The sequence below is a fragment of the Parundibacterium terreum genome, from assembly GCF_014636315.1.
GTDB classification, from domain to species: domain Bacteria; phylum Pseudomonadota; class Gammaproteobacteria; order Burkholderiales; family Burkholderiaceae_D; genus Undibacterium; species Undibacterium terreum.
Genome location: NZ_BMED01000001.1, coordinates 1840884 through 1866376, shown reverse-complemented (window position 1 = coordinate 1866376; position 25493 = coordinate 1840884). Strand labels below are relative to the sequence as shown.

Annotated in this window: 27 protein-coding genes; 17 read left to right on the top strand and 10 right to left on the bottom strand. The window is 52.8% G+C overall.

The window, feature by feature from the left end:
- Positions 1-4: 4 nt before the first annotated feature.
- A complete protein-coding gene (locus IEW12_RS08700) occupies positions 5-631 on the bottom strand; it encodes an alpha-ketoglutarate-dependent dioxygenase AlkB family protein (protein ID WP_229750996.1) in 627 nt (208 codons plus the stop codon).
- A 197-nt stretch (positions 632-828) separates the two neighbouring features.
- Between IEW12_RS08700 and IEW12_RS08695 the strand changes: the two genes are divergently transcribed.
- The 4 genes from IEW12_RS08695 (at position 829) to IEW12_RS08680 (ending at position 4272) form a co-directional block, all read left to right on the top strand.
- A complete protein-coding gene (locus tag IEW12_RS08695) occupies positions 829-1221 on the top strand; it encodes a thioredoxin family protein (RefSeq protein ID WP_188565507.1) in 393 nt (130 codons plus the stop codon).
- A gap of 1 nt (position 1222) precedes the next feature.
- Entirely contained in the window at positions 1223-1951 is a 729-nt protein-coding gene (locus tag IEW12_RS08690; RefSeq protein WP_188565506.1) for a cytochrome c biogenesis CcdA family protein, read from the top strand.
- A 21-nt stretch (positions 1952-1972) separates the two neighbouring features.
- On the top strand, positions 1973-3331 hold the full coding sequence (gorA, locus tag IEW12_RS08685; protein WP_188565505.1) for a glutathione-disulfide reductase: 1359 nt from the start codon (positions 1973-1975) through the stop codon (positions 3329-3331).
- Positions 3332-3507: 176 nt separating this feature from the next.
- Positions 3508-4272, top strand: a complete 765-nt coding sequence (locus tag IEW12_RS08680; RefSeq protein ID WP_188565504.1) for a substrate-binding periplasmic protein — start codon at positions 3508-3510, stop codon at positions 4270-4272.
- 40 nt (positions 4273-4312) lie between these two features.
- On the opposite strand, the gene IEW12_RS08675 is transcribed toward IEW12_RS08680, so the two are convergent.
- A complete protein-coding gene (locus IEW12_RS08675) occupies positions 4313-6166 on the bottom strand; it encodes a hypothetical protein (RefSeq protein ID WP_188565503.1) in 1854 nt (617 codons plus the stop codon).
- Positions 6167-6529: 363 nt separating this feature from the next.
- Here IEW12_RS08675 and IEW12_RS08670 point away from each other — a divergent pair, with 363 nt between their 5' ends.
- Entirely contained in the window at positions 6530-7216 is a 687-nt protein-coding gene (locus IEW12_RS08670) for a flagellar basal body-associated FliL family protein (RefSeq protein ID WP_188565502.1), read from the top strand.
- Between the two features lie 180 nt (positions 7217-7396).
- Positions 7397-7687 (top strand): DUF427 domain-containing protein, encoded by a 291-nt coding sequence (locus tag IEW12_RS08665; protein ID WP_188565501.1) that lies wholly within the window; start codon positions 7397-7399, stop codon positions 7685-7687.
- Between the two features lie 76 nt (positions 7688-7763).
- On the opposite strand, the gene IEW12_RS08660 is transcribed toward IEW12_RS08665, so the two are convergent.
- Both IEW12_RS08660 and IEW12_RS08655 read right to left on the bottom strand, forming a co-directional pair.
- Positions 7764-8444: a 2-hydroxychromene-2-carboxylate isomerase gene (locus IEW12_RS08660; protein WP_229750995.1), complete on the bottom strand. Its 681-nt coding sequence runs from the start codon at positions 8442-8444 to the stop codon at positions 7764-7766.
- Between the two features lie 517 nt (positions 8445-8961).
- On the bottom strand, positions 8962-9153 hold the full coding sequence (locus tag IEW12_RS08655; protein WP_188565500.1) for a hypothetical protein: 192 nt from the start codon (positions 9151-9153) through the stop codon (positions 8962-8964).
- Between the two features lie 415 nt (positions 9154-9568).
- Between IEW12_RS08655 and IEW12_RS08650 the strand changes: the two genes are divergently transcribed.
- Positions 9569-10288 (top strand): substrate-binding periplasmic protein, encoded by a 720-nt coding sequence (locus tag IEW12_RS08650; RefSeq protein WP_188565499.1) that lies wholly within the window; start codon positions 9569-9571, stop codon positions 10286-10288.
- A gap of 37 nt (positions 10289-10325) precedes the next feature.
- On the opposite strand, the gene IEW12_RS08645 is transcribed toward IEW12_RS08650, so the two are convergent.
- The gene (locus IEW12_RS08645; protein ID WP_229750994.1) at positions 10326-10871 is read right to left on the bottom strand and encodes a GNAT family N-acetyltransferase; all 546 of its coding nucleotides are present in this window, start codon (positions 10869-10871) and stop codon (positions 10326-10328) included.
- Positions 10872-10875: 4 nt separating this feature from the next.
- Positions 10876-11268 carry an MAPEG family protein gene (locus IEW12_RS08640; protein WP_188565498.1) on the bottom strand — a complete coding sequence of 131 codons (393 nt, stop codon included), beginning with the start codon at positions 11266-11268 and terminating at the stop codon, positions 10876-10878.
- A 144-nt stretch (positions 11269-11412) separates the two neighbouring features.
- Between IEW12_RS08640 and IEW12_RS08635 the strand changes: the two genes are divergently transcribed.
- On the top strand, positions 11413-11838 hold the full coding sequence (locus IEW12_RS08635; RefSeq protein WP_229750993.1) for a hypothetical protein: 426 nt from the start codon (positions 11413-11415) through the stop codon (positions 11836-11838).
- Between the two features lie 43 nt (positions 11839-11881).
- Here the strand turns inward: IEW12_RS08635 and IEW12_RS08630 are convergent, their stop codons facing one another.
- Complete coding sequence (locus IEW12_RS08630; RefSeq protein WP_188565497.1) at positions 11882-12949, bottom strand: fumarylacetoacetate hydrolase family protein; 1068 nt, start codon at positions 12947-12949, stop codon at positions 11882-11884.
- A gap of 363 nt (positions 12950-13312) precedes the next feature.
- Between IEW12_RS08630 and IEW12_RS08625 the strand changes: the two genes are divergently transcribed.
- The 5 genes from IEW12_RS08625 (at position 13313) to IEW12_RS08605 (ending at position 17060) form a co-directional block, all read left to right on the top strand.
- Positions 13313-14173 (top strand): HDOD domain-containing protein, encoded by an 861-nt coding sequence (locus IEW12_RS08625; protein WP_188565496.1) that lies wholly within the window; start codon positions 13313-13315, stop codon positions 14171-14173.
- A 249-nt stretch (positions 14174-14422) separates the two neighbouring features.
- Positions 14423-15283, top strand: a complete 861-nt coding sequence (locus IEW12_RS08620; RefSeq protein ID WP_188565495.1) for an HDOD domain-containing protein — start codon at positions 14423-14425, stop codon at positions 15281-15283.
- Positions 15284-15443: 160 nt separating this feature from the next.
- Complete coding sequence (locus tag IEW12_RS08615; protein ID WP_188565494.1) at positions 15444-16031, top strand: hypothetical protein; 588 nt, start codon at positions 15444-15446, stop codon at positions 16029-16031.
- 133 nt (positions 16032-16164) lie between these two features.
- On the top strand, positions 16165-16491 hold the full coding sequence (locus tag IEW12_RS08610) for a hypothetical protein (protein ID WP_188565493.1): 327 nt from the start codon (positions 16165-16167) through the stop codon (positions 16489-16491).
- A gap of 77 nt (positions 16492-16568) precedes the next feature.
- Positions 16569-17060, top strand: a complete 492-nt coding sequence (locus IEW12_RS08605) for a hypothetical protein (protein ID WP_188565492.1) — start codon at positions 16569-16571, stop codon at positions 17058-17060.
- A 38-nt stretch (positions 17061-17098) separates the two neighbouring features.
- On the opposite strand, the gene IEW12_RS08600 is transcribed toward IEW12_RS08605, so the two are convergent.
- Positions 17099-17908: a DUF2726 domain-containing protein gene (locus IEW12_RS08600; protein WP_188565491.1), complete on the bottom strand. Its 810-nt coding sequence runs from the start codon at positions 17906-17908 to the stop codon at positions 17099-17101.
- Positions 17909-18243: 335 nt separating this feature from the next.
- Here IEW12_RS08600 and IEW12_RS08595 point away from each other — a divergent pair, with 335 nt between their 5' ends.
- Positions 18244-19743 (top strand): tetratricopeptide repeat protein, encoded by a 1500-nt coding sequence (locus IEW12_RS08595; RefSeq protein ID WP_188565490.1) that lies wholly within the window; start codon positions 18244-18246, stop codon positions 19741-19743.
- 145 nt (positions 19744-19888) lie between these two features.
- Here the strand turns inward: IEW12_RS08595 and IEW12_RS08590 are convergent, their stop codons facing one another.
- A complete protein-coding gene (locus IEW12_RS08590) occupies positions 19889-21628 on the bottom strand; it encodes a glutamine--tRNA ligase/YqeY domain fusion protein (protein WP_188565489.1) in 1740 nt (579 codons plus the stop codon).
- Positions 21629-21920: 292 nt separating this feature from the next.
- On the opposite strand from IEW12_RS08590, the gene IEW12_RS08585 reads away from it, so the two are divergent.
- From IEW12_RS08585 to IEW12_RS08575, 3 genes are all read left to right on the top strand, one after another.
- Positions 21921-22082 (top strand): hypothetical protein, encoded by a 162-nt coding sequence (locus tag IEW12_RS08585; protein ID WP_188565488.1) that lies wholly within the window; start codon positions 21921-21923, stop codon positions 22080-22082.
- 129 nt (positions 22083-22211) lie between these two features.
- Entirely contained in the window at positions 22212-23288 is a 1077-nt protein-coding gene (locus tag IEW12_RS08580; protein ID WP_188565487.1) for a DUF2157 domain-containing protein, read from the top strand.
- A gap of 64 nt (positions 23289-23352) precedes the next feature.
- Positions 23353-24123, top strand: coding sequence for a DUF1223 domain-containing protein (locus IEW12_RS08575; RefSeq protein WP_188565486.1), 771 nt, complete (start codon positions 23353-23355; stop codon positions 24121-24123).
- Between the two features lie 55 nt (positions 24124-24178).
- On the opposite strand, the gene IEW12_RS08570 is transcribed toward IEW12_RS08575, so the two are convergent.
- Positions 24179-25375 (bottom strand): mechanosensitive ion channel family protein, encoded by a 1197-nt coding sequence (locus IEW12_RS08570; RefSeq protein ID WP_188565485.1) that lies wholly within the window; start codon positions 25373-25375, stop codon positions 24179-24181.
- Between the last annotated feature and the right edge of the window lie 118 nt (positions 25376-25493).

Here is a 25493-nt window from a genome sequence, read left to right as displayed (position 1 = left end):
ACGTTTACCAGCCCGCGATATGCCTGAAAGTCAGGTTGATCCTGGGCTCCATAGGCTGTCTCTCCTTGTCTACCGCATGCTGCCAGAATCTCTGCGTGCTGCCTGCCATCAGCAGCAGGCTGCCGCTGTTCAACTGTATCGAGGTAGTCTTTAATTCGGGCTTGTTCCTGTGCCTCAGCTTGAAGGTGCGCGTCTGGCCGAGGCTGACGGAAGCGATCACAGGATTGCGGCCCAGCTCTGCTTCATTGTCGGCATGCCAGCCTACGCTGTCGTTCTCATCCCGGTACAGGTTCAGCAATACGCTATTGAAGTGGTGGCCGCTGATTGCTTCCACATCATGCTTTATCTCCAGCAAAGCCGGGGTCCACGGATGGCGCTCCAAGGTCAAGCCCGAGTAGGAGTAATTACTGCCGGCATCGCCATACCAGGCGGTGAGCCGTGGCTGCCAATGTTCCTTGCCCCAGACCTGGATTTTTTCCTTGCGCCACGCGGTCTCGTTCAACAACTGCTCCATGTACTGCGCCGCCTGCTCGCCGGTGTAAAAGCCGCGCGCAAAGCCGATCTCTGCATCCGGCAAGGGGATGGACTCCAGGCTGCCGGAAGCAGCGAACAGGTCCAGGGTTTCGTTCACAAGTTGACAATGCATATAGAAAGGTAAGAATGAATAGTGTAGCCCAGAATGCATACACCGGCCTGGCGTAGGGCGCAAAGCATGGATGCCGCCGAAGGCGTACACTATGCGGCGGCGCTGGAAAGCATGGGGCGGTGTAAGGAAAGTCAAAAACGCCCGACTACATGCTAGTCCGAATGATCCTTGAAAGGTATGACATGTTTTCTCTATTCCGCAAATTGTTCCTGTTTGTCGCTGTTGCACTGTCCGGCAGTGTGTTTGCAATGTCCATCGCCGGCCAGACTTATACGCAGGTTGAATTCGACAGTCTGCAAAAGGCCGGTAAACCGACCCTGGTAATGGTGCACGCCGACTGGTGCCCGACTTGCCGCGCACAAGATCCACTATTGCTGGATTTGCTGCAAACGCCATCATTGAAAGCTATTACGGCATTGAGCGTGGACTTTGATACGCAAAAAGATGTGCTGCGTAGTTTTCATGTCAGCAAGCAAAGTACGCTGATCATCTTCAAGGATGGCAAGGAAGTTGCACGTTCCACCGGCGATACCAACAAGGATTCTCTAGCGGCGTTGCTGAAGAAGGCGCTTTGACATGGCTTTTGGTTTGGCGTCTTACGGCTTTGCGTTGGGTGCCGGTGTGCTGTCCACCTTGTCGCCCTGTGTGCTGCCGCTGATACCCATATTGCTGGGAACCGCGGTTTCTGTGCACCGGCTGGGACCCTATGCGCTGGCGCTGGGATTGACGACCGCATTCACGATAGAGGGCGTATTCATTGCGGGCATAGGCGCATCGCTGGGGCTGGATGAGAGCCTGTTCAGGAATATCGCTGCGGTGATGCTGATTCTATTTGCACTCGTTCTGTTGTCTTCCCGTTTGCAAGAAAAATTTGCGGCGATGGCATCCGGCGTCAGTGGTGCCGGGAACAGCCTGCTGCAAAAGATCACGCTGGATGGCCTGGGCGGGCAGTTGTTGCTGGGCCTGGCTTTGGGCGTAGTTTGGAGTCCCTGTGTCGGGCCTACGCTGGGTGCAGCGATTACGCTGGCCAGCCAGGGGCAGGAGTTGTTGCAGGTAGCCTTGCTGATGATGGTTTTCGGTATAGGCGCAGGCATTCCCTTGATATTGCTGGGTAGCCTGTCGCGCCAGCATATGCTGAAGCTGAAGCAAAAGTTGTTCAACGCGGGTACGCTGGGCAAGCAAGCACTGGGCGGTGTTATGCTCGTGATCGCAGTACTGGTGCTGAGCGGTTTGGACAAGCGCGTCGAGGCAGTACTGGTGGATGCATCGCCGATGTGGCTGGTGCAACTGACTACTTCGCTGTAGGTGGAAATCAATAGAGGATGTATGCCGGATATTTTTGACCTGGTTGTAATTGGTGGCGGTTCGGGTGGTGTTGCTGCGGCGCGCCGTGCAGCGGCGCATGGCGCCAGCGTGGCCCTGATAGAGCGAGACCGTCTCGGCGGCACTTGCGTGATACGCGGTTGCGTGCCGAAAAAATTGATGATGTATGCGAGCCGCTTCAGTAACGAGTTGCGCGATGCAGCTGCCTATGGCTGGTCCTTGCAAGGTGCAGCATTCGATATGGCTGCATGGCAGGAACACAAGTCTGCTGAGATTGATCGCCTGGAAGGCATTTATCACGGCATGCTGTCCACTGCCAAGGTCAGCGTACTTGCCGGGCAGGCCAGTTTGCTGTCTACTACCAGCGTGCAGGTTGGTGAGCGGGTGCTGCAGGCAAAGCATATCCTGCTCGCCACTGGCGGCAGGCCCAGCTGCAGTGCCTTTCCCGGCCTGGAGAAGGCGATGACCTCGACCGACCTGTTGAACCTGCGCGTATTACCCAAGCGCCTGGGTGTGATCGGCGCTGGCTATATAGGGCTGGAATTTGCCAGCATCATGGCGGGCTTGGGCAGTGAAGTATCCTTGTTTTTCAGGGATGAATTGCCCATGCGCGGCTTCGATCACTCACTGCGCGAACGTCTCAAGATCAATCTGAAGTTGCAGGGCATCCACGTCGAGTCCGGCAGTCGTATACAAAGTGTTGACGTGACCTCAGGCAAAGCCAGCATTGTGACCGAAGATGCCACACATCATTTTGATGCGGTGCTGAATGCATCGGGGCGCACAGCGAACACCGGCGGCATGGGGCTGGAAGATATCGGCATTTACCTGCAGGATAACGGTGCGATTACCGTCAATGAGTTTAGCGAAACTTCGGTAAAAGGCATCTTCGCGATTGGCGATGTGACCAATCGCAAGAACCTGACGCCGGTTGCCATTGCCGAAGGCCGCGCAGTGGCCGACAACCTGTACCATGGCATGCAGCGTACGGTGGACCATGCATCGGCGGCAACGGCGATGTTCACCAACCCGCCGCTGGGAACTGTAGGCCTGACGGAGCAAGAGGCTGCAAAGCAGGGCAGGCTGCGTATTTACGAAGCGGATTTCCGTCCCATGAAGACGGCGTTTGCCGGACTCAGCAACAGGACTTATATGAAGCTGGTGGTCTGGGACGGCAGCGACAAGATTGCCGGCATCCATATGCTGGGCGAGGATGCGCCTGAGATCATACAGTCGCTGGCGGTTGCTTACGGCATGGGAGCGACCAAGGCCGACTTTGACCGTACCATCGCAGTGCATCCTACGGCGGCGGAAGAGCTGATGCTGATGCGTGAGCACAGCCGCATCGTCGAACAAGCTTGATTCCCTGTTACGTCTCGCAGAGTTTGAGGACACCATCGTTTGTAGCAGATCAATTTCCTCGATAGGCAAAGTTCGCACGTATCTGTACAATCAATCAGCAATAAAACTATAAATAGAACTCATTTTCTCAATAGGGGTGAGTTCTAAATGTTGTTGATACAGATGCGGAGGGTAGCGTGCCGGATATCAAGACATTGATGCTTACTGCGGCGTTTGCTTTGTTGATTTATGGCAAGGTTGATGCTGCTGAAGACAATCATATTATCGTACTGGCCGAAGATGCCCCGCCGCATAGCGTGTTGAAGGATGGGCAAGTCACCGGCACTTCCACTGAATTCATACGCTTGCTCGCAGCCAGGGCAGGCTTGGTGCCGGACATACGATTGATGAACTGGAAGGCCGCGCTGCAACTGACGGATAGCCAGTCTGCATTGCTGATATATCCGGTAGCGCGAACCGCTGAACGTGAAAATTCCTTTTACTGGATAGGCCGACTCGCTGTCTATAAGACTTACTTTTATAAAAAAAGGAGCCGCGAGGACATACAGCTAAAGAAGCTGGAGGATGCCCGCGCCTATCGCATAGGTGCAGTGCGCAAGGATGTGCGTGCCAATTTTTTGTCGGATAACGGTTTTCAGGCGGATACCGGGAGTGGCTTGATTGATGTCAGCGACAACAAAGAGGCGCTACGCTTGCTGCAGATCGGCCGCATCGACCTGACGCCTTTGTCACCGTTTGCATTCGAGGGAGCGTGCAACGCGACGGGTCTTAATTGCGGCCTGTTCGAGGCGGCGCTGCCGATCAATCTGACGGCCGACATGTTTGTGGCGGCCAGCAAAAAAACGCCACCAGAAGTCATCAAGCGCCTGCAGGCGGCCTATGCCAGCCTGGTTGCCGACGGCACTTTTTCACGCATGCTGGGAAAATATGCCCAGCAATGAGGCTTGCCAGATAGCCGGATAGCTCGTTCAATGGCGTGCATCAACTCCTGGACGGAGGGCGAGGCACAGCATTTCTAAGTAGCTCATTTCTCTGCGCAGCGGCGACTTGATCATGCACGTCCAGCGTTACAGGTGGGATCGCGGAAGCCGATTCCACGCTGTTGACTGCATCGACGACGATATTGCCAAGATCCCTGGCTCCCCTGGTATCCATAATCATATTGGCAGGGGTTCTCAGGTTGTATGCCGCGATGGCTGCGGCGAATGCGGGATCAATCGTAGGAACGATATCGGTGATCGCCGGTGTTACAGTTGCTGTTGCCGTGCTCGTTGCATCAGTTGCCGCCGTCGCGGTATTTGTCGCGGCAAGCGTGGATGCATTGGCCGGATTCAAGTCGAGGTCGGTGCGGAGAGCCGTATCAGCAGTAACTTCGACAGGGGTAGTGCTCACGGGTGCGGCATTGGCTGGTACAACATTGGTCGCGCCTGCGTTTGCTGCAGACGATACGTTATTCGTTTGCTCGTCCGCTTCACTAATCGCCGCTGCCGTCTGCGTTTCTTGCTGGGCTAGCGTACTCTGGCTGGCCTGGGCATCCTGTGTGTTCTGGATTAGACGGGCATTTTGAAGATCCAGGTTAGCCCGGTTGCTTTGCGCGACCTGGTCCGCCTGGGTGCGAAGTGTGTCTTGTGTGTTCTGTACCTCAAGTGCATTTTGGGCTGCCTGGGTTCTTTGCTGGTCTTGTATGTCCTGCAGGGTTTGGATCTTAGCCTGATTTTGCGCTTGTATCTGATCGGTAGTTGCAGTTGTGGCGGCGCCAGTGCTTGCTGCGGTATTTTCCTGTTCGGCTTCGGGGTTGGCTACTGCGGTTGCGGTATTTGCGGTATTTGCCGTGCTTGTTGTGGCGGGGCTGCTTGCGTTCGGACTTAGCGCACTGGCTGTCGCTGCGGTGTTTGCTGAGTCAGATGTCGCGGCAACCGGAGCCGTGGCTGTCGTCGTTATCGGAGCAATATCTGCGATGCTATTGTTTGCAGCATTTGTAGCCTGCGTCGTACTGATTGCGTCGCCCAGCGCCTCATTGGCCAATGTCCTTTGCAATTCGCTATTTGCTTCCGCCACTATGTTTGATGCGGCAGGGTTGCTAGTCGCTTGCGGCAGATCCAGCTGGTCGGAAAATATATTAGGCAACAGCGTTGGCGTCGCCAGACTCTGCTCTGTCAGAAACAGATCATTGCTTTGAGTAAGCAGGTTCGCGGCAATTGGCGCGAAGGATGCGGTTGCCTGGTTCAGAATGCCGCTTGTGCCTGAGGGGTCGCTATTGAAGGCGCTTTCCAGCGTCTGCGCATTGATAGTCAGTGCAAAAGTTCCGGTCAACGGTGAAGTCTGCACGGTAATGCCGATATTGCTCAAGCCTGTCAGCAGGCTGGTGGGTTTACTCTCCTGCCCGGACGGACCGGTGCTTGTGTTGACCGGCGTATCTATCAGGGCCTGCAACAACAGATCAGTGCCGTTCAATCCCGGCGAATTATTGAATATGCCGCCAAATATGTCGGTCGAGGCGATGTCTGTTGGCGAGTTCAACTGGCTGAGGCTGTTGGCGCCAAGGCTGTCGTTCAGATTATTGAAGGCGGAGACAAAATTCAATGCCGCATTCAGCACTCCGCCAAAGTTGTTCTGGCTACCGGTGGCGCTCGCGGCACTTTGGGCAGACGACGCGGCAGACAGTAGTCTTGCGGCACCGGAAAGTTCCACGACGTCATCGTTTGCAGTTACCGTATCGGCGGTCGATACAGCAAAAGTTTGAACAGTAGAAAGGCTGCCCGCAGCAATACTTTCCACTGGAGACAGATTAGCTGAGTGCTGCACGGGGAGCAGCGGAGTGAGAGATGTATCCATGATGCATCCTGTCTGTAAATTTTTGCAGGGTATGTACGATGCTTAACATATATCAAGCAGCCATGTAGCCAGCGCACCCCTAAGACTAGCTACGGCAGATTTGCCGAAATGCTTAGCCTTCTTGTACATCCTAGTAAATTTAACGGGATATTTCCGAAAAATGTTGCCATGCGGCATTTTATGGTGCCATAATTGTAGGCAAAGCATCCGAATTTCCTGGATACAAGAGCTGACGATAGAAATCGGCAAGCTGTCTGTAGTAAAAATCACCATTCTTGTAGTGTCTGACGCGAATTGCTTCGCTGTTTCTGACGCTGTACTCGCTTTTTATTGTCATTGTAGTCATTAGAGACGGTCACTCATATGCCTAAGCAAAATACTGCAGCTCCGCTTAGTTCACAATTAGAGTTTGAAGGCGTGGGCCTGGATGGCAAGGATTTTGCCCAGAGCGCGGCAGACTCCTTCGATAGCGCAGGCTCTGTGCCTTCAGCCACGGCCTCATTGGCCGCCGCAGCAGAGGCCAATGCCGCTGAAACTACGCGCAAGCGTCCCCGCAGACAGTTCGTCACATCTCCACCGCCTGAAGAAACCCAGGATGCTTTCGGCCGCAGCCAGGCGCGCAAACCGGCGGTCTCAAATTTGCGCCGCAAGGATAATTTTGCGCAGTATGCAGCGAGCCTGGCCTTGGTGGGGATGCTGTTGTTCGCTGGCGGCATCTATTCTTATGTGCAGAGGGAGCCTACCAACGAGGCGGCGCTCACATACTCAGCTTTGCCGCCCGCAGTCATTAATGTCGACGGCCAAGTGGCAAGGCTGCAGGTCACGATACAAGTCGATGCCGAAGACCAGGAGTGGCTGGAAACCAATAAGAAGGTTATCCAGGAAATTTTTCAGATCGTCGTATCCCGAGTCAATCCATTGGATTTGCGTACTCCGGATGGCTTCAAGGCTATGCAGGATGAACTCAAGAAAGAGATCAACAGCCAGATGAAGGTCAATAAAGTGCAAGCTGTATTGTTGACCGAACTGATGATGCAAAGCCGGGACTGACGCAAGACATTCATGCGAGCCAAATGAGCTCTCGCATGCTTTGAAAATTTTCCGGGCCGGCACTGTTGCCGGCCCTTTTTATTCGCCGAATCCGGCATTGCCGGGAATTGTTCCTGCCATGCAGTGAAGCGAGAAAAGACCTAAACTACGGGTCTGGAACCAATCATCTCAGGAGTTACGATGCCAACAGCAATATGGAACGGCGTAGTCATCGCCGATGCCAAGAAAGACCAGATCAAGCTTATAGAAGGAAATATCTATTTTCCCCCTGGATCGGTTAACAAGGACTATCTGCAAGCCAGCGAAAAAAAGACGATCTGCGCATGGAAGGGTGTGGCCAATTATTATGACCTTGTGGTCGATGGCAAGCTGAATCAAGATGCGGCCTGGACTTATCATGCCCCCAAGGATGCAGCGAAAGAGATTGCCGATTACGTCGCTTTTTGGAAGGGCGTGGAAGTACAGCGTTAAGAACTAGAGTCAATGCCGCCGCCAGGTTTTATTGAGACGCAATAGCGGCAAGAGTATCAAGGGCGGCAAGCTGCGCTTAGATTTTCCTTACTATGCCCACCGGCAAATTGCTGATGCGCTGCACCTCTTGCGATTCCAGCCAGTTTGGATGCGCAAGATGATGCAGAAGCATCGCAGTTGCATCTTCTCCCCAGAATAATTGCCCGTCCACCACAAAAGTAGGAATGCCGAATACGCCTTGTGCAATTGCGCGGTCGGTGTTGGCACGTAATTGCAGTTTCACTTCTTCCTGGCTGATCAACTCATCGGCATTCTTTATGTCCAGGTGAGCGCACAAGTTTTGCCAGTCTTCTGCCGTGGTCATGCTGTTACCCGCTTGCCATATGTAGCGAAAGATTTTCTGGATCAATGCTTTTTCGGAATTCATCGCTATTGCCAGCCTTAGCATGGGCATGGGATTGAACGGGTGGGCAGGTGGCATTCTAAAAGGGATGCCCAGCTGTTCCGCCCGAAACTGGGAATAGCGATAGGTATGTTTGCGCTTTTCCGGTATCTCGGCCGGCCCCTTGTGCTCCCAATGGCCAAGCAAGGCACCGAATACGATGGGACGTAGATGGATTTCCAGGTTTGACGGCAGGCAGTCAAACTGTTCCAGCTGCAAATACGCATACGGGGAATTGAAGTCGAAATACCAGTCGGCCTGCAATGTGGAAGAGTGTTTTGTGGCGGAGGTAATGGCCATATTTTCAATTGTCATATGTGCAAAAACAACAAAACTGTAAAATTGTGCGATTAACGCTCAAAAATGCCTGCTGTGGGTCAACAGACCTAGCCCTACCGCGTTTACTGCTTATAGACTGCATTACAAGCATACACACAGTCAGTGAGGTGAGGCAATGGAGCAAAATCAGCATCCGACCAAGGAACAGGTCAGAGAGTACTTGAGGCACCGGCAGCAGGAGCATTGTCCGCCGCCTGATATCAAGGAAATCCGGCGTCAGCTTGGCTGGGATTTGATAGAGACTGACAGGAAGAATAGATCCAGATAGGCATCTGTTTTTCGGTTTCCAGGCCGCTGGCTTGCGGCCACTCCCTCTGCTTTCATCGCATCACGGATAGTGATGCTATCTGTAGAAACTTCTGTTGAACATCAAAGTGCCGGCTAAGTCAGCATAGCCGCTCGCAGAAATTTCCATTTCCTTCAAGCAAGCAAAAAAATAGACGCAGGTTCGCGTCTATTCTCATCTCTTTTACTTTGACGGTTATTGCAGCGCTTACCACCTGCGCCAGTGATCCCGGTAGCCCCAGCCTCCGTAGTATCCGGGCGAGACGACGACAGGCGGTGGTTCTACATAGACGCCGCCACCGCCGCCATAATAGCCGCCGCGTGCAGGGTAGACGACACAGCCAGACAGGCTAGAGGCAGCGATGATGGCTGCAATCAGTAAGAGCGGTTTTGTGCGCATGGTTTTCTCCAGTTATATGAAAACATGTGAGGATATAACTCCCGAAATCCACGCATCGTTGACCTGCAGTTTGTAAGTGTTTGTTTCCATCGCAGAATGCAAAACGGATCTCCCTGGAAAATACCGTTCAGAGTCTCTTCGGCAAATACACAACAGATTTGCCAGCCTCCTGATAGATGCCGTCCGCAAACACCTGGCGCTGCATTAATATAGGGTAAAGTTCTCTTGAGAAACATTTTGCGCCGATACACTATTTTGCAATCTGCTTTTGTTTCTCCCCTGATAATTACAAGGCATCACGCTCCGGCCTCAATCATTAGAACTCATTTGAATTCTAATAAATTGACATATTGAGTTCTTCGTAAAATCCTCTCGCTTCATCGCCCTCATGCTGCGTGTTTTCTTGATATGCGTTTTGCTGTTCAGTACAAGCCCCGGCTTGCGCGCTGAAACCATCACCCTGATAGGGGAGGATGACTGGTATCCGTATTCCGCTTTGAAAAATGGCCAGTTGCAAGGTTTTGCCGTAGACGTCATCGACGCGGCTTACGCTTCAGTCGGTGTGAAAGTCCAGTTTGTCGCCGCGCCCTATGCGCGTTGCCTGATGCTGGTGCAGACAGGGCAGGCTATGGGCTGTTTCGATAGTCTGAACGACGCCAAACTGGGGCAGGAGTTCGTGTTCCACAAAGAGCCTATTTTCAAGGCGGTGATCGGTATCTACGCACGTGCCGACGCGGCTGCGCAAAAGATTACCGTGGCCGAACTGAAGGGCCATCGCGTTGGCTTCACGCATGGCTATACCTATGGCGATGAAGTGGAAAAAGATAATCGCATATTCAGGGAGGATGCGCCTACGGATATTTCCAGCTTGCGCAAGCTGTTATTGGGGAGGTCGGAATATTCGCTGGTCTATACGCGCGTGGTCGACTATCTTAATGCTTTCTACGCCAGTGAGCTGCAAGGCAAGATACGCCAGGTCGGCATAGTGACGGAAGATAAATTGTTCGTCAGCTTCTCCAAACTCAGGCCGGAAGCCGCCAGATATGCAGATCTGCTGGACAAGGGCTTGCAGACTGTACGCGCCAACGGCACCTATGCCGTGCTGGAAAAAAAATGGAAAAATCCGGCACTCTAACTGCCCGTTAAAGTTGAGAGCATTTACTTGAGCTCATTTATTTGAGTTCACTTGCCAGCAGCGAGTAGTACTCCAGATCCACGAAGTGCCCATTTTTCCATTCGCATTGACGGCGTGTGCCTTCCAGTTGAAAACCCAGTTTGAGCAGAAGGCGGCTGCTGGGCGTGTTTTCCGGCTCTACCTCGGCTTCTACCCGATGCAGATGCATTTGGCTGAACGCATGCTGGAGTATTGCGTGTAGGCATTCTTGCATGGCGCCTGAACCCCAGTGTTCCGGCAATAGCCAGTAGCCCATATCGGTATTGCGGTTGTCCTTGTTCCACTCATAAAAACCGCAGGCTCCGAGCAGTTCGCCTGGCGTCTCTTGCAGGCATATGCCCCACCAGATGCCGGTCTGCTGATCGAGCAGTTCCTGGTACCAGTCTATCTGTGCCTGAGTGGCTTCCTGGCTCGTATAAGAGATGCCGTAGTAGGCGGTTACCTGAGGGTGCGACAGTCCGCGAAAGACTTGTCCGACATCGGCTCCGCTTATGTGTCTGAGCAGGAAGCGCGGCGTATGCAGTACCGGAAATATATCTGCCATCTTGTCAGCGCAAAATGGCCAGCAGGCACATCACAATACCGGCCATGGAGATGCTCCATGTCAGGGTGCGCACCACAGGTATTCCGAGCGCATACAGCGGGACATAGACGACCCTGGCTGTCAGGTAGATTAGTGCGCCCCAATGCGTTAGCTCACCGGTGCGCCCGGCGATTGCGGCTACCAGGATTGCGGCGATAAAAACCGGCATGGTTTCAAACAGATTAGCCTGGGCACGCAGCAGGCGGGCCGATACTGGATTCAACGGCGGCGTTTCTCCATCGCGAGCACCCATATTCCACTTGGGACCGAACTGGGCAGTCCTGGTCAGCGAAGCCAGCAAAATCTGGACGATGGCCAGCACGAGAGTCCAGCCCACACAATAGAGCTCAAATGTCATAGAAGGGTTTCCTTTTTTGCCAGTGGCGGCTTGTACTGAAAGGCGGTTATTCTGTACGAATATTGCCGATTAAAAAGGCGGCAATGTCATTTACAATGCTTGCTATCGAAGCAATGGCTTCATCATAATCGACAGGGAGGCAACATGAAAGGAGAAAGCGCGATGAAGGGTGCGGGCGGAACAGAGGGCGGTGTCGGCCAGTTTTTCCTTGGCCTGTTCATGATGTGCGGCGGTTTCTATATGCTGTTCAATGCGATTACCGTGCACTCCAGTTTTGGCATGGGCATGGGTATCTATAGCTGGAACGCCTTTGGCAGCAGCTATGGCATTACCAGTGGCATGATCATGATCCCTTTCATCATCGGCATAGGCATGGTGTTTTATAACGTCAAAAGCCTGTTGGGCTGGGTGCTGGCGCTGGGTTCGCTGGCGGCGCTGACTTTTGGCGTCATCAGCTCCATCCATTTCGACTTGCGTAGCATGTCCCTGTTTGACCTGATCGTGATCCTGGTGCTGGCGGTGGGCGGGCTTGGCTTGTTCCTCAGCTCGATGCGCAGCAAATCAAATTAAAAAAAGCGGGCAAGAGCCCGCTTTTTTTTCACACGTCTTTTAATCAGGCTTCAGCCTTGATGGTGTTGCGCAGTATGCCTATGCCGGTGATTTCCGTTTCCATGATGTCGCCGGGCTTCATGAACTCCTGCGGCTTGCGGGCAAAGCCCACGCCGGATGGCGTGCCGGTAGCGATGATGTCGCCGGCTCTCAGTGTCAGCCCGCGCGACAGTTCTGCAATGATCCTTGGGATCTTGAAGTACATCTGCTTGTAGCTGGCATTTTGTTTTTCGACGCCGTTCACACGGCAGATAATGCGAGCATCATCCAGGCTCAGCCCTGCCGTGGTCACGATCCACGGTCCCATCGGTCCATGGCCGTCCAGGCTCTTGCCCTTGAACCATTGGCCGCCATGGCGCTTTTGCTGTACATCCCTGGCGGTGGTGTCGTTGTAGGTAGCAAAGCCGAACACATGCTTCATTGCCTGCTCTTCACTGATATTGCGCCCGTCCTGGCCTATGATTACGGCCAATTCTGCTTCCCAGTCTATCATCGTGGAATTGCTGGCATCGTAGGGGATGGAGTCGAAAGGACCATTCATGGTGTTCACAGCCTTGCTGAAGAACACAGGATTGGACGGATAGGTGCTGACGGTCTTGTCGGCGCGGGCATCCTTGCCCTCTTCAAAATGGTCCAGGTAATTCCAGCCGACTGCATAGATATTGCTGTGCGGACGAGGGATGGGGGACAGCAGGCGAACCTGGTTGACCGTGGGGCTGGCCATCTTCAGCAGGCTGGCCCGCTCTGCCAATGAATGGGCCTGGGCCACGCCCTGGTCGCCACTGGCTATCAGCGACAGCATGGAGCCTGGATCGAACACCAGCTTCTGTTTTTGTCTTTGCGCTTCAGCGCCTATGTCGATGATGCGGCCATCATCCAGTACCACGCCGACGCGCGGCTTGTCGTCTTTGCGCTGCGCAAAAGTTGCCAGGCGCAGGCCCAGCTTGGCTGCCAGTGGCGTAATCGCTCCTATTTGCGGCTCTTGTGCGGCGGCCTGCGTGGCGTGGCCAAGCATGCCTACTGCTGCGCTGGTGGCGCCTAACTTGAGAAAGCTGCGACGATTTTCTTTCATGCGGGTCTCCTTGTATTGATCTTATGTTTTACATTTCTGAGAGGAAATTTTTTTTAGATTTCCAACAAATGGATTTCACCAGATTCATGCTGCGGCCGGTGCTGCTTCCAACAATTCGATACACAAGACTGTGCGATCAGCGGAATGCGACGCGATGGCCAGTCATATATACATGCAAGCAGTGTGCATTCAACCACAGGCATTGTTGTATCACGTTGGGGATCGCCGGGAAATGTGATAATGTAATATCAGCTTTCCCCAAAAATAAATAATAAAAGCCAAGCACAGACTTCAGCACCACATACTTGGGGAAAGAAATACGCCCGGACTAGATATCTACCTACAATCAGGTGCGCATTCCCTATGACTACGATAGAGCACTCCAGCGAATTTGAGTTTATCCAAGGGTTGACTGCGGAACTGTCTTCGAAAGAACTGATCTTTCCGACCTCGCTCAATGCCACGATGAAAATCCGCAGGGCCTTGTGCAATCCTGATATTTCCAATGATAATGTGGCGCGGATTATCGGCTCCGAGCCCGTCGTTTCGGCGCAGGTGCTATTGTTGAGCAATTCTGTGATGTTCAACCGTAGCGGCAAGCGGATATCGGAACTGCGTGCTGCGACACTACTGCTAGGCTATGCCGCAGTCCGGCATGTCGCCATTTTTGTCGGCATGAAGCAACTGGCCGAACATCAGGCGGCGGGGCAAGTGTCGCAACATATGGAAGGCCTGTGGACGCGCAGCTTGCGGGTGGCTGCTCTATCTTTTGTGCTGGCCAGGGACCTGACCAGGATCAGCCCGGAGAAAGCGATGTTGGCCGGCCTGCTGCATGATATCGGCAAATTCTATATCCTCAACCGGGCTCGCCAATACCAGAACCTGTTCGTCACCGAGCACACCATCTGGGAAGTGGTGGACCAATGGCATGCCAGCATAGGGGCGGCCATCCTGGAAAACTGGGATATCGATGATGATATCCGGGCGGCGGTGATGGATCACCGCGTGCCCAATCTCCCCCTTGGCGCCAGACCTACGCTGACCGACGTGATCGCCAGCGCCGATTTTCTGGATCGCCACTTCGTTGCCAATACCCTGGATGAGATCAACTGGGCTGTCTTGCCCTGTGCGCTGAGGAACCTGCACCTGGACCGTGAAAGGCTGGATCAGCTACGTGAGGGAACCCGGCTGGAGCTATCCCAGATACTGAAGGCCATCTCCTGACATTGTCCTGCCCGTGCGTGCAGGCTGCCGGTTCGCGTGATTTTCGGTTTGCTGCAGACTGGAGCTACCGGTGCTCAGGTCTCTTTGCGCATATCGCTCAAGATTTGTTGAAAATATGCTAATGTAGTTATATGCCCGGCAGCAAAGCCACCACCAAAACCGGTTGGCGAATCAGTGTGAAATACGTGTCAGAGCGGGCAATGCAGATACAATTACATAAAAGCATGTAATTAACCGGATACACCTGCCATGACAGCAAACGAAAAAGCCAGAGAATTTGAATTTATCGAGGGTCTGACAGCAGAACTGTCGGCGAAAGAGCTGATCTTTCCTACCTCTTTGAATGCCACAATGAAAATCCGCAAGGCCCTGAGCAATCCGGATATTTCCAATGATGCGGTGGCACGCATTATCAGCGCAGAGCCCGTCTTGTCTGCACAAGTGTTGCGCTTGAGTAATTCCATTCTTTATAACCGCACCAATAAACGGATTTCTGAGCTGCGCATGGCGACGATGGCGCTGGGCTTTGCCGCTGTGCGCAATGTTGCGATCTCGGTAGGGATGAAGCAATTGACCGAGCATAAATCTACCGGCCAGAGTTCGCAGCGCATGGAAGGCTTGTGGACCAGGAGTCTGCGGGTTGCCGCAATGTCGTATGTAGTGGCGAAGAATCTGACCAAGCTGAACCCGGACAAGGCCTTGCTGGCGGGTTTGCTGCATGACGTGGGCAAATTCTACGTACTGAACCGGGCTCGCCATTACCAGGATCTGTTTCCCTCTGAGAAGGCACTGTGGGATCTGGTGGACCAATGGCACGGCAGCATAGGCTCAGCGATATTGGAAAACTGGGATTTGTCCGATGACATCCAGGCTGCAGTGATGGACTGCCGCTCTCCCAACATTCCGCTGGGCCCCAAGCCCACACTGACCGATGTCGTTGCAACGGCTGATTTTCTGGATGCGCATTTTGTCGCCAAGTCGATAGACGTGGTTAACTGGAATGTGATTCCACCTGCGCTGCAAAATCTGCAACTAGATGAAGAAAAGAGCGGCATCCTGATGGAAGAAACCAAGGGTGAGCTTGGACTTATCTTGCAGGCGATTGCCTGACTTCCTGTCTTCTTATACATTCCCGGCAACAACTGGTTACTAAAATTACAGTTTGCCGGTAATCGCCTGATGAAATCCTTGCGTTAGATGCCCATGAGCCGCCACAATCGCGGCTCGGGAACTTAAAAAGAAAACTTCTAACCGAAAATAGGGATACAACATGAAAACGACAAAATTACTCGCCGTATTGCTGAGCAGCCTGTTTGCAACCGCCGCTTTTGCGCAAACAGCTGGCACTGAGGTGCAGCGTGACGTGAACCAGCAGCAGAGGATAGAAAACGGCTTGAAATCGGGTCAGCTCTCTACACGTGAAGCAGCCAAGCTGGAGCGTGAAGAAAAAGCCGTGGACAAGACCGAAGCCCGTGCACTGAAGGACGGCAAGTTGAGCCAGGCAGAAAAAAATCGTATCCAGAATATGCAGAACAAAGTCAGCAGCGATATTCATGCGGATAAAACCAATGCCCAGACCGGCAATCCCAACTCCGCTTCCAGCCGTCGCATGCAGGCGGATGTACAGCGCAACGTGAACCAGGAGCAGCGCGTGGAAAACGGCGTTAAGGGCGGCTCGCTGACCAATCATGAAGTAGCCAAACTGGAACGCGGACAAGCTAAAGTGGACGGCCAGGAATTTCAGGCCGGAAAAAATGGCCATGTCAGTGCCGGCGAGCAGCGTAAAATCCAGCGCGATGAAAACAAGCAATCGCGCCATATTCACAAAGATAAAAACAACGATCAGATACGCGGCTGATCACGAACTTTCGCCGTTAAAAGAGCCCGCCGCATGCGGGCTCTTTTTGTTTTAGTACCGGGTTGGGGTGGTGCTTATGCTTTAGCTGCTCTGGGAGATGGTTCTTTTTCCAGCATTACTCCATAATGCCCGCATGGCACGCCGCTACCACCACAATGTCTACGTCATCGAGTTATCCCGGGACGTCCTGTATGAAGCCCGCTTCAAAAAGGCGAATCCCGATTACATTCCCGGTAAACCCTGCGTGTACGTGGGCATGACCGGTCTTAGCCCGGATGTGCGTTTTGACAAGCACAAGGCCGGCATACAGTCGAATAAGTATGTATTTGAATTTGGGCTGCGCCTGCTGCCTGAACTGTATGAATTTTATAATCCCATGCCCTATCGCGGTGCGGCCGAGATGGAGGTGGAACTGGCGATAGGCTTACGGGAGGCTGGCTATGGGGTGTGGCAAGCCTAAGGATTGCTTACGTGAAACCTGTGCTTGTGATAACCTATGAGGGAGCACCATTGGCAAATTTCCCCCGGGTGGAATGAATGGAAAAGGCTTTAACCGGTAGTACCGACGATATCCTGATCGGCGCCTTCAGGCCGCATGGCAGAGTCGATGTGCGCATTGAGAATGGTATCATCTATAGCGATGCCTATGGTCCGTTCAATATCGAGCTGATCCACGCGCTGGTGCGCATCCAGCGGCGGCTTGTGGCGCAGGGCAAGCTCACCGGCCCTCTCGGAGAAGTCATACACATTTTCAGCAGTGCGCTGGCTGGACGCGAAGTTGTGGACGTGCTGACGCAGGCAATGGACAGGGCAAACCTGGAAGGCCGCGGCAGGGTAGGAGCGGCATTCCTGATCGGCCCCGAGGTGGAGGGCATCTCTATCATGCTGCCGGCCATCCTGGCGTGCTACGCCAAGGTAGGCGTGCCTAGCCGGGTTTTTGAGAGGCTGGAAGATGCGGAAAACTGGATCAGGGGTCTATTGGATGCCGAATCCGCAAAAAATGAAGCGGCAAAAGCAATCAGTGAATGATGCGCGATTTGCTTGCTGAACGAATCCGGGTCTTGGTCTCAGCGATTGATGAAGGAATTGTGCCATGTCGTTCTTGGCACGGCGCGTTGTATATAGCGTTCGTTCTCGGCCTGGATGGCAGAAATCTCCCGTAATACCTCACGCGGAAAGCCCACCCGTTCTACTCCCCGGTCCTGCAAGGACAGGGATGCCAGGTAGCGTTTCAAATGTTGTGGCTCGTTGCAGAACAGGCAAATCCTTTCCCATACATGCGGAAATGCCTTCTTGATTGCCTGGTCTGGCGTCAATTTTTCAATCGCGAGTATGGACAGCGCCTCGATATTGCTTGGAGTCGGCAAGGACTGGTAGATCGCCTGCACGGTATCTGTTGTCCGGTTTTCCTCAAACTGCGTGCGCATGATGGTGCTGGCAGCGACGTCTGGTTTAGGTGCCGCAATGGTAGAGAAGGGCGCCAGTATCCTTAATATCTGCTCAAAGGTAGGCAAAGCATTCTTGTCCCAGCGTATGGTCTTGATCCCTGCCGTCTCAAACAGTTTCTTATTCGACGCATAGGCGCCAGTCTCGTCCTTGACGCACAATTCGATCACACACAACAAGCCCAGGCTGGCATCGAATACACCAAAGTCCACTTTCTTGCCATCAAGCTGGGCCAGCTCTGCCAGCCTTACCTTGGGATCTGTACTACCCGGTTCCAGTAGCGAGACCAGATCAATCTTGGGAAAAATATAGCAATTGGGCAAGGCCCTACGCAAACGTCCAAAAAACGCCTCTTCCTCGCCTATCAGGAAGCGTTTTTCCTCGTAGACGGCATTGATATCCTTGTTCTTTTTGAAGGGCAGAGAAAACATGGGCGTATTGGTTTTTTCAGCGTTTGTTAGTCAAGCTGCAAATTATAAGCAAGCTTGCAGCAATGCAAGTCTAACATTCTCGCAAGTAAGACAGTACAGACTTAACAAAAGTTTGTAATTGATTTACATAAAAATCAAGTTATTACATTTAAACGTTCGCCGGACGCGTTCATATTCCCATCAGAATAAGTCCTCCCGTTTTTATGCCACCTGATAAAATTCCTTCAAGAAATTAGAGTGCTTGTCAAAATCATATGTTAAGTTTGACTTGATATCTTGGTGAAGCAAATATCTCATTAAATTCTAAAATATTTATATCAATTGGACCTTTGAGAATGCGGATACTGAATAGTCTTTTTAAACGCGCTGCGCGACCTGAGAAAAAAGAGCCTGTGCCAAGTGCTGCACCTGATCCGATTTTCCAAGCCCGGCAACTTTACAATGCTGGCCAATTCGAGCCGGCACTGAATTTCTGCCGCCAAATACAAAGGCAGACTCCGGATAATGTGGAGCTGCTTAGCTTGGCGTTCGATCTTTCAATGAAATCTCGTAATTTCGCCGAATTTGGCAATTGGCTGCAATTGGCAATTGATCTTGAACAGGATTCGGCTGAATTGTATTGTCTGAAAGGACAATTGTTTCTTGCCGAAAATAAGCTGGATGATGCATTACTGGCTTTTGAAAAAGCGGTTCAAATTGATCCTGATTTTGCGAGAGCGCACAACGGGAGCGGGGTTGCTTTCCAGTTGCTTGGGCGACTTGACGATGCATATGAAAATTTTCAACGGGCGCTCAAGGCGGATGCCAATTTTTGGAAAGCTAGTTATAACATCGGCAATTTGAACAAATTGCAGGGCCATTTTGAAACTGCCGTCGTTCCGTTTCAGCAAGCTCTGTATGGACGCCGCGCGCCCAATATCTCAATGGATGGTTTGGATGAAGAGGATTCCAGGGTCACCAAGGCCAAGTTGAACCATGACATTGAGCAACTTGAGTTTCTTGTCGCCAGCGGGATTGAAGTAAAACGTGCAAGTGAAGCAGTTGCTGCCTTGGCTGTGGCACGGGAGCGAATGGAACATGTATTCTCTTCGCCAGTTGCAGAGTTCCCGGCAGACATTAAACCGATTGTTGCGCCTTATATCAATCGCTTGACGAATTTTTATAGCGCGCCTGCGCTTGCAGGCGGCGCATTAAACCAGGATCAGGATTGGGCTGCTATTGAGTCTGCGTATTTTGCGAATGCCCCCGGCATGACTTATATCGACAATTTCTTGAAACCGGAGGCACTGGCAAGTTTACGCCGTTTTTGCCTGGAGTCGACTATCTGGTTTGATGGGCGCTACGGGGATGGCTACGTAGGCTGTACTTGCGAGGACGGCTTTATCTGTCCCTTGCTGGCGCAAATCGCCGAGGAGCAAAGACTGGCGCTTCCCTCTATTTTCGGAGAGCATCGTATCAGCGGCTTATGGGGATATAAATACGATAGCGAGCTGACGGGGATTTCCGTTCATGCAGACTATGCGGCTATCAACGTCAATTTTTGGCTGGCACCGGATGACGCGAATCTTGATCCGAATGGTGGCGGCTTAGTCATATGGGACAAGGAGGCGCCGCTGGACTGGAATTTTGACGACTACAATAATAATCTGCCTTTGATTGCAGAATTTCTTCGCACTTCCGGCGCCAAGGAGTTTGTAGTCCCGCATCGTCAGAATCGCGTCGTTTTGTTCAATTCAGATTTGTTCCATAAAACGGATAGTTTTAAGTTCAAGCCCGGTTACGAGAATCGACGCATCAATGTGACCATGCTGTATGGCGACAGGCAACAAGCATAGTTGCAGGCCTATCAGGGCTGGCTGGACTATTTCTATAAGATGGATTTCACTGTAAAAACGAGATCGCGATGTATGTTTATCGCGATCTCGTCTTCCATTCAAAGCCCTCAGGTTGTTTGCTACGCCCAAGTATGCTTGCAGGCGATTACTTTCCCCAGGAGTCTTTCAAAGTCACAACCCGGTTGAATACCGGTTTTCCTTTTACAGAATCAACGCGGTCTGCAACGAAGTAGCCGTGGCGTTCGAACTGGTACACGTCTTCCGGCATTGTTGCCGACAGGCCCGGTTCCAGGTAGGCGGTGACGACTTCTTTTGAAGCCGGGTTCAGCGCCAGTTTGAAATCCTTGCCGCCGGAATCCGGTTGCGGATCTGTGAACAAGCGGTCGAACAGGCGAACTTCTGCTTCCAGCGCATGTGGCGCGCTGACCCAGTGGATATTGCCCTTGACCTTGTAGTTGGCGCTGCCTTCCGTGCCGCTTTTGCTATCGGCGAAGTAGGTGCAATGCACGGCGATGACGTTACCGTCAGCGTCTTTGTCGCAGCCTGTGCATTCCACCACATAGCCGTAGCGCAGGCGTACTTTATTGCCGGGGAACAGGCGGAAATAACCCTTGCTCGGCACTTCCATGAAGTCTTCCTGTTCTATCCACAGTTCTTTGCTGATAGGGAAGACGCGGTTGCCACGTTCAGGGAAATGCGGATGTACCGGCGATGTACATTCCACGGGTTCACCTTCCGGGAAGTTGTCGATGATCAGCTTCAGCGGGCGCAGTACGGCAGTAGCGCGCGGCGCTTTCGGATCCAGGTCTTCGCGCAGGCAGCCTTCCAGCACGCTGTAGTCTATCCAGCCGTCGGACTTGGTGACGCCGGTGCGTTCTGCCATCAGTTGTATCGCTTCCGGCGTATAGCCGCGGCGGCGCATGCCAACCAGGGTAGGCATGCGGGGATCATCCCAGCCGTCGACGATGGCTTCTTCCACCAGTTGGCGCAGCTTGCGCTTGCTGGTGATGATGTAAGTCAGGTTCAGGCGTGCAAACTCATACTGGTGCGGTACAGGTTTTTTGAAAAAACCGCCTTCTGCGCAGCGCTCTATCACCCAGTCGTAAAACGGGCGGTGATCCTGGAATTCCAGCGTGCAAATCGAATGCGTGATGTTTTCCATCGCGTCGGACAGCGGATGCGTGTAGTCATACATCGGATAGATGCACCATTTGTCGCCGGTACGGTGGTGATGCGCATGGCGGATGCGGTAGATTGCCGGATCGCGCATATTCATGTTCGGCGAGGCCATGTCTATCTTGGCGCGTACAATGTGCTCGCCATCCTTGAATTCGCCAGCCTTCATACGGCGGAACAAATCCAGCGATTCTGCCGGGCTGCGGTCACGGAAAGGCGAATTCTTGCCGGCTTCGCCAAAGTTGCCCCGATTGGCGGCCATATCGGCAGCGCTCTGGCTATCCACATAGGCGTGACCGGCGGTGATCAGGTATTCGGCCATTTCATACAGTTTGTCGAAATAGTCGCTGGCATAGTACAGATGGGTCTGCTTGTTGCCAGCCACTTCTTTTTCCCAACTGAAGCCCAGCCATTTGACGCTGTCCAGGATGGTATCGACGTACTCCTGCTCTTCTTTCTCAGGATTGGTGTCGTCGAAGCGCATATGGCACAGGCCGGCATAGTCGCGCGCCAGGCCAAAATTGACGCAGATGGACTTGGCGTGGCCTATATGCAGATAGCCATTAGGCTCAGGCGGAAAGCGGGTAATGACATTTGGCAGGTCCGGACGGGCGTAAGTGCCTGCAGCCAAGTCCGCATCAATCTGGTTGCGCAGGAAGTTGGCGGCTGGGGCTGCTGGTGTTGCATTACTTTTAATATCGTTGCTCATTATGCTATGCGGCTCATTAAATAATGTGATGACAAGCATTTTACCGTAGCGTGGGCAAAAAACCGTCATTAACCGTCATTACTAGACAGGCAATGTAGCAATTGTTTGCAAGTAATGGTCTTATTTTCATCGACGGCTGAAAAGTGCGCCCTACAATACAAGAACAGGGGCCGGGCCAGCGCAATGGAACTACTGGATTAGGCAGCGTAAATAAGCTGTTTTAGGAGCTTACGCAAAGGGCCTGCCTTGCCTGTCTTGTGTTGGCATCTATATCCAAACCCGGACCGATTCCATGTTCAAGAAAATATTCCTGTTCACACCAACTGCTGCAGCCCAGCAGATTTTCGCTTTTTTCCAACAGTTTTTAAAAATTGATAGCGCCTCGTTCGACGTGGGGTATCGGCTTCCGATACTTCTGAACCAGGTTCCGCAAGGCGCAAAAAAACGTCTTTAATGGAGGCTCATTGAAAAATGAATAAAAGTTCTGGCGTACGAGGCTAAGGAAAATTGTTGAGGCGAAGAAGTAAAACAAAGCCCGGGCAACTCCTAAAGGTCTCTGAAATTTGATGATCTGGAGGAAAAAATGAGCAAGATGTGTAAGCGCAAGGCATTGATGGATGCTGCGGACTTGGGATTGCTGCATTACGGTCAGGTTGACCCCTTGCTGCATTACCTGGAGGAGCGGCTCGCCCAGCATAAGGCGGCCAATGCCCGATTTACCGGCGGTAATGTGCTGTATTACCTGGGCGGAATGCTGGCAATAGGTGCATGTACGCTATTTAGTACGCTGGCTGTGGAAAAGTGGGGCATGCCTGTCTTGCTGGACATGAGCCTGGTTTATATCCTGTGCACGATCACGCTGGCGATCTGGCTGGATACGCGCGGCCTGGGCGTTCCGGCCGGCATATTTTCCACGCTGACGATAGCGCTGGTGCCGCTGGCGACCTTCTCGCTGCAAAACGTAATGGGCTTCTGGGCCGATAGCAGCACGGTGTCGCATTATCGCGATTTCCATGCTCTCATCGACTGGCGCTGGATCGTGATGGAGCTGGTGACACTGCTGGCGGGCTGCCTGATGCTATGGCGTTTCCGCTACAGCTTCCTGGTCATGCCTATAGCCGTGACCCTGTTCTACATGGGCATGGACATAGTGCCGGCGCTGTTTATGCATTCAGGCAGCAGTATGTTCAGCGTTGATGGCTGGGCAGTGCGCCAGCAAGTCGCAATGATCTTCGGTCTGCTGATGCTGGGACTGGCCTTTGTCGTGGATGTGCGTTCGCGCAGTGGAGTGGACTATGCGTTCTGGCTGTATCTGTTCGGTCTGCTGACCTTCTGGGGCTCTTTGAGCACGATGGGCAATGGCGATCTGGCCGGCAAATTCGCTTATCTGGCAATCAATGCGCTGCTGATAATACTGGGAGCAATATTGAGTCGCAGGATGTTTGCCGTCTTTGGCGGCATAGGCGTAGCGATGATGCTGGGCCAGTTGTCCTGGACGATATTCAAGGACAGTTTCATGTTTGTCGCCTTGCTGACCTTGCTGGGGTTTGCACTGATTGCGGTCGGTCTGTGGTGGAGCAAGCATGAGCACCGCATATGCAGCAGACTGCGCAGCTTGTTGCCGGAATCCATGCAACTGATGCTGCTGGCGCGCGGATAGTGTAAGGATATGGCGCCTCCACTGACTAAGTTTCAATTGCTATTGAATAAGTCAGGGAGACGCCATGAACCGCATTTACGTTGCCGCAGTAGCGGCCTTGCTTGCCGCACCACATATCGCCGGCATGGCACAGAGTTGTAGCAAGACGAGTCCGGCGCACACAGTTGCCTTGCTGGAGTTGTACACATCAGAAGGCTGCGACAGTTGCCCACCTGCCGACAAGTTCGTCAGTTCCTTATACAAAACCAGCGGACTTAATGCAGATCAGCTGATCCCGATTTCACTGCATGTGGATTACTGGGATTACATAGGCTGGAAAGACAGCTTTGCCAAACCGCTGTTTACCGAAAGGCAGCGCTGGCTGGCGGAAGTGGCTGATTCCCGCAATGTGTATACTCCTGAGATATTCATCGGCGGGCACGAACTGCGCAACTGGCGCGGCGGTATTCCTGCCGCAGTAAAACGCATCAACGAGACACCGGCTCAGGCGGACATACGCATCAGCCTGGATAAATCCACCGACAATAAATTGCGCCTGAATCTCGTCAGCAAAAGCGCTCAGCCCGGTAAGCTGTATTTTGCCTTGACTGAAAATTCCCTGGTTAGCAATGTGAAGGCTGGCGAGAATCGCGGGGTCACTTTGCAGCACGACTATGTGGCGCGGGAGTGGGGCGCGCCTATCAATCTGATGCGTGGCATAAGTGAAAATTTCAGTCGCGAAATCAACCTGCCCGCCAATGCGGCAAATCGGAATCTCGCAATCACCGCCTTCGTGCAGTCAGGCAAAGGAGCGGTATTACAAGCCTTGAGTCTGCCAGTCTGCAAATCGATGTGAGCACCTGCTAACGCAAGCTGCCTTGCGATGAATACGTACTCACAACTCCTCCGTATCAGATTGACTTTGCGACTGCCCGATTGGCCTGGCTTACCTGTAGCGGAGTGGCCGATTGCCGGTCTTGCTTGATCTCGCTCTTGTCAGTGAGCACATACATGGTTTGCGTCGGCGGCGTGAAAGACACGCCCAGCTTGCCCAGCTCTTTCAGCAAGGCCAGGTTGATGTTTTGCTGTGTATCCATGTACAGCGCGTAATTGGGTTTGATCATGAAATACACGATATCAAAGTGCATCGAGTGAGGGGTGAAACTCTTGAAATGCGCGCGGTCATAACGTACCTCGGGCTGGGCTTCAATGATCTTTCGTATCAGCAGCGGGATTTTCTCCGCCAGCTCCGGTGGATTGTCAAAGCTGATCACCAGCTCAAACTGTATGCGGCGGTTTTGCATACGCTTGTAATTCAGGATGGTGTTTTTCAATAATGCAGAGTTAGCGATCACTATCTGCTCACCGCTATCGGCGCGTATGCGCGTGGTTTTCAGCCCCACGTGCTCCACTGTCCCGGACTTGCCGTCCACATTGATCGCATCGCCTACCTCAAACGGTTTGTCCACCGCAATCGATAGCGATGCAAACAGGTCGCCCAGAATATTCTGTACTGCGAGTGCGACGGCGATACCACCTATGCCCAGGCTGGCGACGAAGGCGGTGATATTGACGCCGACATTGGCCAGCATCGCCAGGAAGAAAATAATCCACAGCAGCGCCTGCAAGCCCCAGACCGTCAGGGTTTGCGAAACGGTGGTGGCGCCCGTGCCAGCCTCACCATCCGGGGCAATGGACAGGAAATAGCGTTTGGCTGCGATGTTAATTGCCTTGTTGATCCATAGTGCCAGTTGCAGGCCGAAAGCCAGGAACCACAGATTGTGTATTTTGTCGCCCCAGCGGTCAGGCAGATCCAGCAGGGCGATACCTATCAGCAGTGCGGTCACTGCCAGTGCCAGCTTACTGGTGCTGCCCAAGATTTCTAATAGCATGTCGCGCGCATGCCAGGTATTTTTATCTTCAGGCTGAGGGGCGCCGCTTTTCCTTTGCAGGCGTCTGCGGAAATGGCCAAGGACGAATTGCATCGCCAGATAACTGATAATGGTTGCTGCAAAAGCAATCAGCCAGCTAGCTACCGGGATATTTAATATTGGTTTGGCAAGAAAAGGGTTTAGTGTTTCTGCACGCTCTACAAATCCTATATCCATGACAAAGCCCATCTTGTTCTTAAACGCTAATGCTAAGCAATGGAGGCTGATTGTTGTATAGGACTGTGGAAATTAGGGATGTAGGACAAGGAGACATGTGCTTTCGGCAAGCTGCGAA

What these genes read in the sequence shown, in the direction of transcription:
- IEW12_RS08695 (WP_188565507.1), top strand. Translation starts at nt 829, where the DNA reads ATGTTTTCTCTATTCCGCAAATTGTTCCTGTTTGTCGCTGTTGCACTG.
- IEW12_RS08690 (WP_188565506.1), top strand. Translation starts at nt 1,223, where the DNA reads ATGGCTTTTGGTTTGGCGTCTTACGGCTTTGCGTTGGGTGCCGGTGTG.
- gorA (WP_188565505.1), top strand. Translation starts at nt 1,973, where the DNA reads ATGCCGGATATTTTTGACCTGGTTGTAATTGGTGGCGGTTCGGGTGGT.
- IEW12_RS08675 (WP_188565503.1), bottom strand. Translation starts at nt 6,166, where the DNA reads ATGGATACATCTCTCACTCCGCTGCTCCCCGTGCAGCACTCAGCTAAT.
- IEW12_RS08670 (WP_188565502.1), top strand. Translation starts at nt 6,530, where the DNA reads ATGCCTAAGCAAAATACTGCAGCTCCGCTTAGTTCACAATTAGAGTTT.
- IEW12_RS08665 (WP_188565501.1), top strand. Translation starts at nt 7,397, where the DNA reads ATGCCAACAGCAATATGGAACGGCGTAGTCATCGCCGATGCCAAGAAA.
- IEW12_RS08660 (WP_229750995.1), bottom strand. Translation starts at nt 8,444, where the DNA reads ATGACAATTGAAAATATGGCCATTACCTCCGCCACAAAACACTCTTCC.
- IEW12_RS08655 (WP_188565500.1), bottom strand. Translation starts at nt 9,153, where the DNA reads ATGCGCACAAAACCGCTCTTACTGATTGCAGCCATCATCGCTGCCTCT.
- IEW12_RS08645 (WP_229750994.1), bottom strand. Translation starts at nt 10,871, where the DNA reads ATGGCAGATATATTTCCGGTACTGCATACGCCGCGCTTCCTGCTCAGA.
- IEW12_RS08640 (WP_188565498.1), bottom strand. Translation starts at nt 11,268, where the DNA reads ATGACATTTGAGCTCTATTGTGTGGGCTGGACTCTCGTGCTGGCCATC.
- IEW12_RS08635 (WP_229750993.1), top strand. Translation starts at nt 11,413, where the DNA reads ATGAAAGGAGAAAGCGCGATGAAGGGTGCGGGCGGAACAGAGGGCGGT.
- IEW12_RS08630 (WP_188565497.1), bottom strand. Translation starts at nt 12,949, where the DNA reads ATGAAAGAAAATCGTCGCAGCTTTCTCAAGTTAGGCGCCACCAGCGCA.
- IEW12_RS08625 (WP_188565496.1), top strand. Translation starts at nt 13,313, where the DNA reads ATGACTACGATAGAGCACTCCAGCGAATTTGAGTTTATCCAAGGGTTG.
- IEW12_RS08620 (WP_188565495.1), top strand. Translation starts at nt 14,423, where the DNA reads ATGACAGCAAACGAAAAAGCCAGAGAATTTGAATTTATCGAGGGTCTG.
- IEW12_RS08615 (WP_188565494.1), top strand. Translation starts at nt 15,444, where the DNA reads ATGAAAACGACAAAATTACTCGCCGTATTGCTGAGCAGCCTGTTTGCA.
- IEW12_RS08610 (WP_188565493.1), top strand. Translation starts at nt 16,165, where the DNA reads ATGGCACGCCGCTACCACCACAATGTCTACGTCATCGAGTTATCCCGG.
- IEW12_RS08605 (WP_188565492.1), top strand. Translation starts at nt 16,569, where the DNA reads ATGGAAAAGGCTTTAACCGGTAGTACCGACGATATCCTGATCGGCGCC.
- IEW12_RS08600 (WP_188565491.1), bottom strand. Translation starts at nt 17,908, where the DNA reads ATGTTTTCTCTGCCCTTCAAAAAGAACAAGGATATCAATGCCGTCTAC.
- IEW12_RS08595 (WP_188565490.1), top strand. Translation starts at nt 18,244, where the DNA reads ATGCGGATACTGAATAGTCTTTTTAAACGCGCTGCGCGACCTGAGAAA.
- IEW12_RS08590 (WP_188565489.1), bottom strand. Translation starts at nt 21,628, where the DNA reads ATGAGCAACGATATTAAAAGTAATGCAACACCAGCAGCCCCAGCCGCC.
- IEW12_RS08585 (WP_188565488.1), top strand. Translation starts at nt 21,921, where the DNA reads ATGTTCAAGAAAATATTCCTGTTCACACCAACTGCTGCAGCCCAGCAG.
- IEW12_RS08580 (WP_188565487.1), top strand. Translation starts at nt 22,212, where the DNA reads ATGAGCAAGATGTGTAAGCGCAAGGCATTGATGGATGCTGCGGACTTG.
- IEW12_RS08575 (WP_188565486.1), top strand. Translation starts at nt 23,353, where the DNA reads ATGAACCGCATTTACGTTGCCGCAGTAGCGGCCTTGCTTGCCGCACCA.
- IEW12_RS08570 (WP_188565485.1), bottom strand. Translation starts at nt 25,375, where the DNA reads ATGGATATAGGATTTGTAGAGCGTGCAGAAACACTAAACCCTTTTCTT.